Annotated in this window: 10 protein-coding genes; 6 read left to right on the plus strand and 4 right to left on the minus strand. The window is 72.5% G+C overall.

What is annotated here, in order from left to right; translation table 11 throughout:
- Window positions 1–41 precede the first annotated feature (41 nt).
- Entirely contained in the window at window positions 42–854 is an 813-nt protein-coding gene (gene ppk2 / locus PV342_RS14005) for a polyphosphate kinase 2 (protein ID WP_400807797.1), read from the minus strand.
- A gap of 66 nt (window positions 855–920) precedes the next feature.
- Window positions 921–1,694: a hypothetical protein gene (locus tag PV342_RS14010; RefSeq protein ID WP_400807799.1), complete on the minus strand. Its 774-nt coding sequence runs from the start codon at window positions 1,692–1,694 to the stop codon at window positions 921–923.
- A gap of 395 nt (window positions 1,695–2,089) precedes the next feature.
- Here PV342_RS14010 and PV342_RS14015 point away from each other — a divergent pair, with 395 nt between their 5' ends.
- Complete coding sequence (locus tag PV342_RS14015; protein ID WP_400807802.1) at window positions 2,090–3,061, plus strand: aldo/keto reductase; 972 nt, start codon at window positions 2,090–2,092, stop codon at window positions 3,059–3,061.
- A 48-nt stretch (window positions 3,062–3,109) separates the two neighbouring features.
- Here PV342_RS14015 and PV342_RS14020 read toward each other — a convergent pair whose 3' ends face one another.
- Entirely contained in the window at window positions 3,110–4,480 is a 1,371-nt protein-coding gene (locus PV342_RS14020; protein ID WP_400807805.1) for an FAD-binding oxidoreductase, read from the minus strand.
- Between the two features lie 283 nt (window positions 4,481–4,763).
- On the opposite strand from PV342_RS14020, the gene PV342_RS14025 reads away from it, so the two are divergent.
- From PV342_RS14025 to PV342_RS14045, 5 genes are all read left to right on the plus strand, one after another.
- Window positions 4,764–5,663, plus strand: coding sequence for a glycoside hydrolase family 19 protein (locus tag PV342_RS14025; protein ID WP_386993243.1), 900 nt, complete (start codon window positions 4,764–4,766; stop codon window positions 5,661–5,663).
- 343 nt (window positions 5,664–6,006) lie between these two features.
- Window positions 6,007–7,770, plus strand: a complete 1,764-nt coding sequence (locus PV342_RS14030; protein WP_500317301.1) for an endonuclease/exonuclease/phosphatase family protein — start codon at window positions 6,007–6,009, stop codon at window positions 7,768–7,770.
- 29 nt (window positions 7,771–7,799) lie between these two features.
- Window positions 7,800–9,767, plus strand: a complete 1,968-nt coding sequence (locus PV342_RS14035) for a phosphocholine-specific phospholipase C (protein ID WP_400807810.1) — start codon at window positions 7,800–7,802, stop codon at window positions 9,765–9,767.
- 116 nt (window positions 9,768–9,883) lie between these two features.
- Complete coding sequence (locus PV342_RS14040) at window positions 9,884–10,663, plus strand: GntR family transcriptional regulator (protein ID WP_400807813.1); 780 nt, start codon at window positions 9,884–9,886, stop codon at window positions 10,661–10,663.
- Window positions 10,664–11,191: a hypothetical protein gene (locus PV342_RS14045; RefSeq protein WP_500317303.1), complete on the plus strand. Its 528-nt coding sequence runs from the start codon at window positions 10,664–10,666 to the stop codon at window positions 11,189–11,191. It abuts the gene before it with no gap.
- 191 nt (window positions 11,192–11,382) lie between these two features.
- On the opposite strand, the gene tmpA is transcribed toward PV342_RS14045, so the two are convergent.
- Window positions 11,383–13,020 (minus strand): 2-trimethylaminoethylphosphonate dioxygenase, encoded by a 1,638-nt coding sequence (gene tmpA, locus PV342_RS14050; RefSeq protein ID WP_500317305.1) that lies wholly within the window; start codon window positions 13,018–13,020, stop codon window positions 11,383–11,385.
- Between the last annotated feature and the right edge of the window lie 49 nt (window positions 13,021–13,069).

The following is a 13,069-nucleotide window of genomic DNA, read 5'->3' on the forward strand; positions in this document are numbered from 1 at the left end:
AGGGGATTTCCGGCGGATCCCCGACAGCGTCACCGGCGGCGTCAACGGCGCAGGGTCGCCGCGTGGTCCGGGACGTAGGTCTGCAGGTCGCGGGGCGGGCGCTGGTAGCCGGTCGACTCGGGGCGGGGCGGGAGCTCGATGGCGGGGAGCGGGACCTCCTCGTACGGGATGCCGGCCAGGAGGTGGGCGATCATGTTGATGCGGGCGGCGCGTTTGTCGTCGCTCCCGACGACGTGCCAGGGGGCCTCGGGGATGTCGGTGTGCACGAACATCTCGTCCTTGGCCCGCGAGTACGCCTCCCAGCGCGTGATGGACTCCAGGTCCATCCCCGACAGCTTCCAGCGGCGCGTCGGGTCCTCCAGACGGGCCCGGAAACGCTGCTCCTGCACGGCGTCGCTGACGGAGAACCAGTACTTGCGCAGGATGATGCCGTCCTCGATCAGCAGCCGTTCGAAGATCGGGCACTGGTGCAGGAAGCGCACGTGCTCCTCGGGGGTGCAGAAGCCCATCACGTGCTCGACGCCCGCGCGGTTGTACCAGCTCCGGTCGAAGAGCACGATCTCCCCGGCGGCCGGCAGATGGTCGACGTAGCGCTGGAAGTACCACTGGGTGCGCTCGCGTTCGGTCGGCGCGGGGAGCGCGGCGATGCGTGCGATGCGGGGGTTGAGGTGCTCCGTCACCCGCTTGATCGTGCTGCCCTTGCCGGCGGCGTCGCGCCCCTCGAAGACCACGACGAGCCGGTGTCCGCCGGCCCGCACCCATTCCTGCAGCTTGACCAACTCGACCTGCAGCCGCAGCAGTTCCCGCTCGTACACACCGCGCGGCAGGCGGTCCTGCCCCTTCTTGTCACCCATGCCCCGGCGCCCTCGCTTCCGTAGGACGCCCACGGTACGGCTCCCGGGGCGGCCTCCGGGGGAGGCTCAGCCGACCGGGCCGGTGCCGCCCGGAGCGCCGGCGGAGTGACCGGGGGCGGTCGCCGGGAAGGGCAGCCAGGGGCCGTGGGCGTGCCCGCGGCCGTGGAGGTGCGGTATCCCCGCGAAGGGCGGCGGCAGTTCGGTGTCCGCGCGGTGCGGGGCGGTGGGCGGCGCGGTTCGCGGGGCGGACGCCGCCGGGGGCTCGGCCGCCTCGGCAGCCGGGGGTGCGGGGGTGTACGGGGCGCTGGTCGTGGGTGCCGGAGTCGGGGCCGGGGTGGTCGCCGGCGGAGTGGGGTCCGGTGTGTGCGTCGGCGTCGGCGTCGGGGTGGGCGTCGCCGGCGGGGTGGTGGAATGGGTCGGCTTCGGGGTCGGCGTGCTCGCGGGGGGCTTCGGCTGGGCCGGCTTGGTGGTCGTGGGCCCGGCCGTGGTCTTCGCGGGCTTCGGCTTCTCGGGCTTCGCCTTCGGCTTGGCCTTCGCCGGGGCGGGGCGCTCGGAGGGCGTCGTGCCGGTGTCCTTCTTCTCCTCGGCCTCCGGGGCCGCGTCGCGGTGACCGCTGTCGGCCTCGGCCAGCCCGCGCTCCGGCTGCCCGGACGCGCTCGGCACGATCGAGGTGACGTGGACCTTGGAGGAGCCGGACGAGCGGTCCGCCCCGGAGCCCTCCGAGCCGGACTGCTGGAGTGCCCATGCGGTGCCGCCGAAGGCCGCGGCGGAGGCGACAGCCGCGGCGGACAGCTTGAGCCGCAGGGAACGCCCGCGGCGGTGCTTGGCCTGGTTGCGCATGTGAGACGAGGACCCTTTCGGCTAGCCCCCGCCCGGAATGCCGGCTGCCGCGCTGCGCGGCCGGGGCCGGATACGTCAGGACTCTGCGCGAGCATTCCCGCCGGCGCAAGGGCCTGACCTGCGCAGTCGTCGGAAGCGGAGTGCCATGCTCCGGAAAGTCGCAGGTCAAAGCCATGATGAACCGCGCAAATCGGTGCATGTGACATCGCCCACGTCGCTGACGGGGCGGAAGTCCTGTAATGGTGGATAGGGATTTTATGGTCAGATTCCGGATGATACGGACTAATGCATCCGTGTTCCGGGCAGGGGTCGTCGACGCGAAGATCCACCGGCTTGCATACTCGGGTGCGCCGTACGGCGATCGAAGCCACCACATCACACGCGGAGGCATGGACGTGGAGTACACGAAACTCGGCAGCACCGGTCTGGACGTCTCGCGGATCTGCCTGGGCTGCATGAGCTACGGCACACCCGACCGCGGCGGCCATCCGTGGACGCTGGAGGAGGACGCCGCCCGCCCGCTCATACGCGCCGCGGTCGAGGCCGGCGTCACGTTCTTCGACACCGCCAACGTCTACTCCGACGGCACCAGCGAGGAGATCGTCGGCCGTGCCCTCGCCGAGTACGCCCCGCGTGAGGAGATCGTGCTGGCCACCAAGGTGCACGGCCGCATGCGCCCGGGCCCGAACGGGGCGGGTCTGTCGCGGAAGGCCGTCCTCACCGAGATCGACGCGAGCCTGCGCCGCCTCGGGACGGACTACGTGGACCTCTACATCGTCCACCGTTGGGACCCGCACACCCCGGTCGAGGAGACGATGGAGGCCCTGCACGACGTGGTGAGGTCGGGCAAGGCGCGGTACATCGGCGCGTCCTCCATGTACGCCTGGCAGTTCTCCAAGGCCCAGTACACGGCGGAGCGCCACGGCTGGACGAAGTTCGTCAGCATGCAGAACCACTACAACCTCCTCCACCGCGAGGAGGAGCGCGAGATGCTGCCGCTCTGCGCCGACCAGGGCGTCGGCGTGACCCCGTGGAGCCCGCTCGCCCGGGGGCGGCTGACCCGTGACTGGGACGCGGGCAGTGCCCGGCAGGACACCGACGCGTTCGGCGGCACCCTCTACCTCGAGGAGGACCGGGTGATCGTCGAGGCCGTGGCGTCCATCGCGGCACGGCGCGGGCTGTCGCGGGCGCAGATCGCCCTGGCGTGGCTGCTGGGGAAGCCCGGGGTGACGGCGCCCGTCGTCGGCGTCGGCAAGGAGGCGCATCTGCGCGATGCCGTCGCCGCGCTGGACGTGCGCCTCACCGAGGAGGAGCTGAAGGAGCTGGAGAGCCCGTACCGGCCGCACGCCGTCGTCGGCTTCTCCTGAGCCGCCACCGGGCCGGGGCCGGGACCCCGGTCCCGGACGGGGCGGTCGTCACGGCGTGATGTTCTGGTTGAGGTGGAACAGGTTCCCGGGGTCGTACGTCCGCTTGACCTCGACCAGGCGGTCGTAGTTGTCCTTGTAGTTGGCCCGGATCCGTCCCTGGTCGTCCCCGGCCATGAAGTTCACGTACCCGCCCTCCTCCGAGAGCGGTGCCAGGTCGCGGTAGTAGTCGCGCACCCAGGCGGTGTTGGCCTCGTTGGCCGCGGGATCCGGCCACATGCCGGCGATCACGGTGGCGAAGGACGCGTCGCGGTAGGCGAAGGCGGTCGCGTCCGCGGGGACGCGGTGGCAGGCGCCGTCGATCGGGTAGATGTGCACGGTCGAGTTCAGGGCGGGCAGCCCGGGCGCGTGCTCGAGGTGCGCGGCGATGGCCTCGTCGGTCAGCTCGGTGACGAAGTTGGCCTTCCAGTAGTGCTGGAGGCCGGGAGGCACGAGCCCGTCGAAGGCGGTGTTGAGCGCCGGGTACGGCATCGGGCCGACGTGCTCGGCGACGACCGGCGCCATGTCGTGGAAGGGCCGCAGTGCCCGCTCGCCCTCCTCCAGGGGTCCGGCCCAGCAGGTCACGGCGGCGATGTGGACCTTGCCGTGCCGCTCCGGCGGGATGAAGGGCAGGGGCGGGGCGATCTGGAACGCGGGGAAGGCGCCCAGCTGTTCGGGGGCGTCGGCGATGATCTCGCGGTAGGCGTGCAGCACGCTGCGGGCGTCCTCGAGGTCGTAGAAGACCGGGCCGCCGTAGATGTCCCCGACCGGGCTGAGCCGGAACCGGAACGAGGTCACCACCCCGAAGTTGCCGCCACCGCCGCGCAGCGCCCAGAAGAGGTCGTCGTACTCCTTCTCGCTGGCGACGAGGAAACGTCCGTCCGCGGTGACGACGTCCGCCGAGACCAGGTTGTCGCAGCTGAGCCCGAGCCCCCGGGACAGGTAGCCGATGCCGCCGCCGAGGGTGAGGCCGCCGACGCCGGTGGTGGAGATGATGCCGCCGGTGGTGGCCAGCCCGAAGGCGTACGTCGCGGCGTTGACGTCGGCCCAGGTGGCGCCGCCCTCGGCGCGGGCGGTGCGCGATCCGGGGTCGACGCGTACGGAGCGCATCACCGACAGGTCCGCCACCACCCCGTCGTCGCAGGTGCCGAAGCCCGGTACGGAGTGCCCGCCGCCGCGCACCGCGAGGTCGAGACCGTTCTCCCGGGCGAAGTCCACCGCCGCGATGACGTCGCCGGCGTTGGCGCAGCGCACGATGACGGCGGGACGCCGGTCGATCATCGCGTTGTAGACCCTCCGGGCCTCGTCGTAGGCGCCGTCGTCCGCGGTGATCACCGCCCCGTGCACACGCTCCCGCAAGTGGTCGATTGAGGGCTTGCCCATGGCCGACACTCCTCGTGCGCTTCGTACGCGAGCCCCGCCCGGGGCACGGCCCGCCTGGGACCGGCGGTGCGGATCGACGTGGCGCGCGCCTCGCCCGCGGGCCCGCCCGTCCGCCGGCGCCGGCCTGATTCCACGCTACGCCCAAGGGGCGGAGCCTCAACCCGGGGCCGTGGCAGGGCCATGTGGGGGATGTTGGTCTAGACCTTGACAGGTATAGGCCAATCCGGTTCATTGCTCAGTGCGAAGCGCAACAACTCCCCCCACGCAAGGAGCAGTTACGGTGATGCGACGTATCCTCGCCGCCCTGACGACACTCACGGCCGCCGCCGGCCTGGCGGTGGCCCTCCCCGCCGGTACGGCCTCCGCCGCGACCTGCGCCACGCCATGGAGCGCCGGCGCGGTCTACACCGGCGGCATGACCGCCTCCCACAGCGGCCACAACTGGCAGGCCAAGTGGTGGACGCAGGGCGAGACCCCCGGCACCACCGGCGAATGGGGCGTCTGGGCCGACCAGGGCGCCTGCGGCGGTGGCACGACCGACCCGGGCAACCCCGGCAACCCGTCGGGATTCGTGGTCAGCGAGGCCCAGTTCAACCAGATGTTCCCGAGCCGGAACTCCTTCTACAGCTACAGCGGCCTGGTCGCGGCCCTCTCCGCGTACCCCGGCTTCGCCAAGACCGGCAGCGACACGGTGAAGAAGCAGGAGGCCGCCGCCTTCCTCGCCAACATCGCCCACGAGACCGGCGGACTGGTCCACATCGTCGAGCAGAACACGGCCAACTACCCCCACTACTGCGACTCGAGCCAGCCCTACGGCTGCCCCGCCGGCCAGGCCGCCTACTACGGCCGCGGCCCGATCCAGCTCAGCTGGAACTTCAACTACAAGGCCGCCGGCGACGCCCTCGGCATCGACCTCCTCCACAACCCCTGGCTCGTCGAGCAGGACGCCGCCGTGGCCTGGAAGACCGGCCTCTGGTACTGGAACACCCAGAGCGGCCCCGGCACCATGACCCCGCACAACGCCATGGTGAACCAGGCCGGCTTCGGCCAGACCATCCGCTCCATCAACGGCTCCCTGGAATGCGACGGCCGCAACCCGGCGCAGGTGCAGAGCCGCGTCAACAACTACCAGCGCTTCACCCAGATCCTGGGCGTCGCCCCGGGTGGCAACCTCACCTGCTGAACGACTCCACCTGTGCGCAGCGGAACGTGCGCCGTTGAACAGTGCATGACGCCGCCTCCCCCCGAGCGGTGGCCCGGGGGGAGGCAGCGACCGCGCGTGCAGAAACCCTTGTGGAGCGCCCCGTTCGCCGCGACGCGGCTGTTCAGAGGGGTTGCGCGGGCGACGGGCGACCCGCCCCGCCCCGCGGGCGATCCTCAGATTTCCCTCTGATCCCCGGTCGGCGGCAACCCGTCGTTCACGGAATGGTCGCCATGGGACGGCTTGCTGGGAGCGAAGTTATCTAGACAACTTTGCCCACCCGTACGCCGCCGCGGCGGCGCCGGGGCGGAGAGGACCCAACACCGTGCCATCCCTCCCACAGGTCGCCGCATCCGGGAGCAGCGTCGCGCTCGACTCCACGACGCCTCCGCAACGCGGTGACAAACTCACCTTCACCTGGTCGACGGACGCTCCGGACCCCAAGAACTGGATCGGCGTCTACGACGGCGACCGGCAGCCCGGCAGCGGCAGCGGGTCGCTGGTGTGGACGTACGTCACCGGCAGCTCGGGGCGCACGACCCTCGACACCTCCGGCCTGAGCGGCGGGCCGTACACGGTGTACCTGCTGGCCGAGGACGGCTACGGCATCCTCGCCAAGAGCGAGCCGTTCACCTTCGCCGGCCCGCCCACCGGCGACTCCGTGGAACTGCTGACCCCCCACCCGTTCGAGGGCGACAAGGTCTCCTTCCACTGGACGACCGACGCACCCCACGCCAAGAACTGGATCGGCGTCTACGACGGCGACCGGGTCCCCGGCAACGGCGCCTCCCTCGCCTGGGAGTACACCCCCGCCGCCTCCGGCGACATCACCATCGACACCTCCGGCCTCAGCGGCGGCCCGTACACCGCCTATCTGCTGGCCAAGGACGGCTACGGCATCCTGGCCCGCACCGCGCCCTTCAGCTTCGTGCCGCGCCCCGTCATCCCCCGCCCGCACGCGGTCGTGGACGCCCTCACCACCGCCGCGCAGACGGCGGGCACCGCCTTCTCCCTCTCGCTCGGCGGGCTGTGGATCCGCCCCGAGGGCAACGCCGAGGGAAGCGCCACCTTCAAGCGGGCGGGCGGCGACCCCTGGCTGACCGTCGCCGCCGACGGCACCGTCAGCGGCAAGGCCCCGTCCCTCGCGCCGCGCACGCCCGGACGGCTGGTCGTCGCCGTCACCGACAGCGCCGTGGGCACCGACACCGTCACCGTGCAGGTGCCGGTCCGCGCGAGCAGGGACCGGCTGACCCTCAAGGTCGCCACGCTGAACCTGTGGGACGCGGGCAGCCACATCGACGGCGCGCTGGAGAAGCAGCTGCGGCTGGTGCTGACCCAGGGCCTCGACGCCGTCGCGCTCCAGGAGTGCGGTGACGACGCCGCCCAGCGGCTCGCCGCCGCGCTCGGCTGGCACGTGCACCAGGCCGGCGGCCTCGGCATCGTGAGCCGTTACCCGCTCACCGGCACCGTCGCCCCCACTGCCTCGCTGCCCGCCGCCGCCGCGACGCTGCGGCTGCCCGGCGACCGCACCGTGCGGCTGTGGACGGCGCAGCTGGACGAAGCCGGATACGGCCCGTACGCCGTGCTCGCGGGCCGGACCGCCGCGCAGGTCGAGGCGGCGGAGAAGGGCAGCGCGCGCTACCGGCAGACGCAGGCCCTGGTGGCCGCGATGCGCCAGGACATCGCCTCGCGCGGTCCCGTCGTGCTCGCCGCCGGCCTGGCCTCGCCATCGCACCGCGACTGGACGAACCGCACGTCGTCCGCACACGGGGGGACCGGCCGGCTCCGCTGGCCCGTCACCGAGGCCCTCGAGGACGCCGGCCTCACCGACGCCTTCCGCGCCGAGCACTCCAGCCCCGTGAAGAACCCCGGCACCACCTGGTCGCCCGTCAGGCCGCAGCACGAGGGCGGCGGCGCGGAACCGCAGGACCGCATCGACCAGGTCCAGTACGCGGGCCCCCTCAAGGTCGTCGAGGCGCACACCCTGGTCACCGGCCGGCCCCGGCCCGTCCCGGACACCGCCGGCAACGGCTGGCCCTCCGACCACGCCGCCGCCGTCGTCACCTTCTCCCTGTCCGCCCGCGGCTGACCCCGAACGATCTAAGGACACATTCACCCATGACCGAGTTCAGCCGCCGCGCCTTCATCGGCACCGCTGCGGGAGCCGCCGCAGCCGTCGGGCTCTCCGGAACGGCCGAGGCCGCCGGGCACGGCCCGCGGCAGGGCAGCATCGAGGACGTCAAGCACGTCGTGATCCTGATGCAGGAGAACCGCAGCTTCGACCACTACTTCGGCACCCTCAGCGGCGTACGGGGCTTCGGCGACCGCCAGGCGGCCGTCCTGTCCAACGGCGACCCCGTGTTCCGCCAGCCCGCCCGCGGACGCGAGGAGGGCCACCTCCTGCCGTTCCGCATGGACACCACCAAGTACAACGCCCAGAACGCCGGCGGCCTGCCCCACGACTGGGACAGCGGCCACTCCGCCGTCAACAACGGCGCCATGGACAAGTGGGTGTCCGCCAAGGGCGAGCGCACCATGGGCTACTTCACCCGCGAGGACATCCCCTACCAGTACGCGCTCGCCGACGCCTTCACCCTCTGCGACGGCTACTTCTGCTCGCTGAACGGCCCCACCGACCCCAACCGCCTCTACCTGTGGACCGGCACCGCCGGCCCCGGCGTCGACGGCACCACGGGCCCGTGGACCGACAACACCCCGGTCACCGGCAACCCGGTGGCCGACTGGACGACGTACGCGGAGCGGCTGGAAGAGGCCGGCGTCAGCTGGCGCGTCTACCACAACCCGGACGGCTCGGACGACCGCTATGGCGACTACGACGACAACGCGCTGTCGTACTTCAAGCAGTTCCACGCGTTCCCCAAGGACGACCCGCGCTACATCAACGCCATGACGAAGTTCGACCCCACGGCGTTCGACAAGCACTGCAAGGACGGCACCCTGCCCACCGTCTCCTGGCTGGTGGCGCCGTACCTGTTCAGTGAGCACCCGTCGGCCGGCCCCGACTACGGCGCCCACTGGGTCGACACCGCGCTCCAGTCGCTGTTCTCCAACCCCGAGGTCTGGAAGCACACCGTCTTCCTGGTCATGTACGACGAGAACGACGGCTACTTCGACCACGTCATCCCGCCGTTCCCCGAGCCGGGCACCAAGGACGAGTTCGCGAACGGCAAGGCCATCGGACTGGGCAGCCGGGTGCCGCTGTGGGTCGTGTCGCCGTGGTCGCGCGGCGGCTGGGTCAACTCCCAGGTCTTCGACCACACGTCGGTGCTGCGCTTCCTGGAGCGCGTCACCGGGGTGAAGGAGCCCAACATCTCCGACTGGCGGCGCACCGTGTGCGGCGACCTCACCAGCTGCTTCGACTTCAGCAAGCCCGACTACAGCATCCCCGGGCTGCCGGACACCGTCGCGCTGATGGCCAAGGCCGACGCCAACAACTCGCTGCCCGCGGTGAAGGTGCCGGACCGGTCGGCCATGCCCGAGCAGGAGGAGGGGCGGCGGCCGCACCGCCCGCTGCCGTACCGGCCGTGGGCCGACGCGACCGTCGACCGCGACACGGGCAAGGTCACCTGCCGGCTGATCAACGACGGCACCGTCGGCTACCACTTCACGGTGCTGCCGAACATCGCGCTGCCCTTCACCGGCACGCCGTTCACGGTTCCGCCGCGCTCGTCGCGCACCTATGTGTGGGACGCGGCGGCCACCGACGGCCGCTACGACTTCTCCGTTCACGGCGCCGACGGGTTCGTCCGCCGCTTCTCCGGGACGATCGTTCCCGAGGGGCAGGACGACGTCGCCGTGCCCGGCGTCACCGCGACCCTGCGGCACGACGGCCGGCCGGAGAACGCGAACGTCGAGTTCTACCTGCGCAACGACGGCGGCACCGAGGTCGCCTTCACGCTCACGCCGAACGACTTCGCGGGCAAGGAGCAGACCGTGTGGGTCCGGCCGGGCGACCGTACCCGGGTGACCTGGCGCACGGACGGCGGCCGCTACGACGTGACCGTCACCGCGGGCACCGGCACCCGCTTCGCCCAGCGGTACGCGGGAACCGTCCACGCCGTGTGACGCGCGCGGGAGGGGACGGGGAGCGGGCGGTCGCCCCTGCCCCCGTCCCCTCCGGGTAGGGTCGGGGGAACCGGCCGCGCGCGGCCCGCACGGCACGAGCAGCGCAGGAGACCACGGTGCGGCAGGAGCAGGGCACCCCGGACAGCGAGCTGCGCTACCGGAAGGTCGCGGCAGAACTGCGCGAGGCGATCATCGCGGGCGAGTACGCCGCCGGCACGAAACTGCCCCCCGAGGGCACCCTGGCCGAGCGCTACGGCGTATCGCGCGGCACGGTCCGGCACGCGCTGGCCGTGCTCCGCACGGACGGCCTGGTCACCTCGCGCCGCGGCACCCGGCGCACGGTGCTCGGCGGCCCCCGTGCGCAGAGCTTCTCGGAACTGCTGAGCTTCACCAACTGGGCCCGCTCCATCGGGGAGACCCCGGGCGGCCGGGTGGACAGCGTGGTGCGGCGGCCCGCCGAGCCCTTCGAAGCCGGCCAGCTCGGCTTGGAGGACGGCGCCGAGGTCCACCTGGTGCTGCGGGTGCGGACGCTGTCCGGGGAGCCGGTGATGGTCGAACGGTCCCTGTACCCGGCCCGGATCGGCGAGCTGGTGACGGAACTGCCGCCCGACACGGTCTCGCACACCGAGGCCCTCGTCGCCCACGGCGTGCTGTTCACCGACGCCGACCACACCATCGACCTCGCCTGGGCCGACGCCGACGACGTCCGCCTCCTGGACTGCCCGCCCGGGCAGGTCCTGCTGCGCGAGCGGCGCCGCACCACCGATCCGGCGGGCGCGCCGGTGGAGTGGTCCGAGGACCGCTACCTCCCCGGCACCATCGCCTTCACGGTGCACAACTCCGTCGCGGCCTCCACCCTCGGCCGCCGCCACAACCCGCGCAACGGTAGGGACTGAGTGCCCCGGAGCCTGGACCAGGTCACCGCGGCCCTGGCCCACCGCCTCGGCGCCGCCCCCGGCGACCTCTCGGGCGTCCTTCACGACGAGCACGAACGCTGGGCGCTGTACCGGCGGGCCTTCGACGACCCGGCGTGTCTGCCCGACCTGTTCGACGCCGTGGCCGTCGAGCCCGACCCGAGCGTGGCCCTCGGCATCGTCCTGCAGGTCCTCGGCGGCCTCCCGCCCTCCGACCGCCCGGCCTGGACGGACCGCCTCGGCACCGAGCGCGGCCGTGCCTACGCGGCACGGCGGTCCCGCGAACTCGGCATCCTGCGGAGCGCGTCGGTGACCGCCCTGCTCGACGACGCGTCCGTTCCGGAGTCCTGGTCGGACTGGCTCCAACTGTGCCTCGCCGAGTCCTCGCAGGAGCCCGCGGTGCTGAACCGCCTCGTGGTCGCGGGCCGTACGAAGCGCATCCGCCGCATGGCGTTCGAGCGGGAGCATTCGATCCGCAGCCAAGGCCCCTCTCGTGCGGAGGGGGTCTGAGTCCCTGGAGGCGTGGGGGTGTGGGGCGGTGGCTGGTGGGTGGGTGCGGGTTCGTCTCGCGCCCTTCGGGCGCAAAGCGGCTGGCTGCGGACGGGAGGGTGAGGCTGGGTCTCGTCGGCCGAGCGCGGGTGGACGCGTGGTGGGGGTTCAGGCGCTGGAGCGGGGCCGGTTGTACGTACGGCTGTGGTCTCCTATCCGCGCATCAGCGCGTACAGCAGCGGGAGGAAGTGCTCGAACGACGGTGTGGCGGCGGCGGGGTCCTTCGCCTGCTCGTCCCAGCGGCGGACGGCGACCGCGTCGGCCGCGCCCGGCAGCCCGGCGAACTCCGCCGCCTGGCGGGGCGTCATCACACCGCCCTGGACCTCCAGGGTGTACTTGGACGCCTCCGACAGCCGGTCGTGGTAGCCCGGTTCCACCGCGCAGAGATAGCGCTTGGCGGCAACGTGCAGCCGTACCGGCTCGGTGACCTCGGGGCCGAACCAGCGGCCCAGCAGGTCGGCGCCGGTGTGGCTGTGCCGGTTGTCGTGGCCGGCCATCAGGTCCCGTCCGGTGACGACCTCGCCCTCCACGTGCCCGATGTCGTGCAGCAGAGCGGCCGCCACCAGGTGCGGCGGGGCACCGGCGGCCTCGGCCCGGGCTCCCGCCTGCAGCATGTGCTGGGCCATGGTGACGGGCTCGCCCAGGTACTCCGCGGACACCGCGCCCGCGAACAGCTCGGCGAGCGGCTCCAGGGTGTCCGCGCGGCGCAGCACGGCCAGGGTGCTCGCCAGCCCGTCCAGGTCTGCGTAGCAGCCCTGCAGGTGGCGCGCCCCGTCCTGGGCGAAGGCGGTGCGGGCGTGCAGCAGACGGGTGTTGTCGAAGACCAGGCAGTCGCCGGGCGTGAGCCGCAGGTCCAGCTGCAGTTCGGGGCGGAGCAGCAGCTCGGCGAAGGTGCGGTAGGCCGCGTAGAAGTCCTCCAGCTCGTCCGCGGCGAGCCGCAGGGTGCCGATCGAGCGGTTGTTGAACCGCACCTCCCGTACGCGGCCCAGCGGGTCCGTGTCGATCAGCGGGCGGTCGGCGCGCAGTTCCGTCCCCGCGTCACGGAAGACGAACGGCACGGGCGTGCGGGCGAGCACGTCGAACGCCTCCGGGTCCTCGCGGCGCAGCAGCGCGGCCGCCGCGAAGCCGTCGACGAGGCCGGAGTCCCCGCCGGCCGCGTCGTTGACCAGGCAGTGCAGCAACTGGAGCGTCGGAACGGGGTCCCGGTACGGGTTGTCGGTGTGCGGCGTGATGGCGGCCGACGTGAAGGCCAGATTGTTCGGGTCAGGCTCGACGCGAACGTCGAAGAGCTTCCCGTAGTTGGTCTCGCGGACGTAGCCGAAGGTCTCCGCCACGTCGAGCACCTGGCCCTCGCGCCCGGGCACGCCGCGCAGCAGCATGAAGCCGAGCCGCAGCACGGACTCGAGCATCCGGGCCCGCACACCGGGCTCGGCGAGGTACTCCTCCCAGCCCGCCTCGGGCAGCCGTCCGGCGACCTCGCGCGCGGTCCACAGTTCCTTCCCGGCCTCGCTGCGCAGGTCGCCGTGCCCGTTCCGCCCGGGCCGGACGGCCTCCAGCCACGCCAGCGGATACGAGGAGCGGTGTCCGTCGGGTTCCCAGACCACCTCCACGGCGGACGTCGCGTCCCCGGCCGCGTCGGCCGCGGAGCCCACCCGCAGCCCGGCGGGCAGGGCGCCGATCTGGAACAGCTTCTGCCCGGACCGCGGGTCGCGGCACTCGGCGCAGGGGCAGTTGTCACGAAGCCACATCGCCGGCAGATCACCGACGGGGAAGCTGGGCAGGGCGGACATGGTCACTCCTCGGGGCAAAGTTGTATAGCCAACTTTTCCGACCGTCACA

The sequence above is a fragment of the Streptomyces sp. PA03-3a genome, assembly GCF_033792735.1.
GTDB lineage: Bacteria > Actinomycetota > Actinomycetes > Streptomycetales > Streptomycetaceae > Actinacidiphila.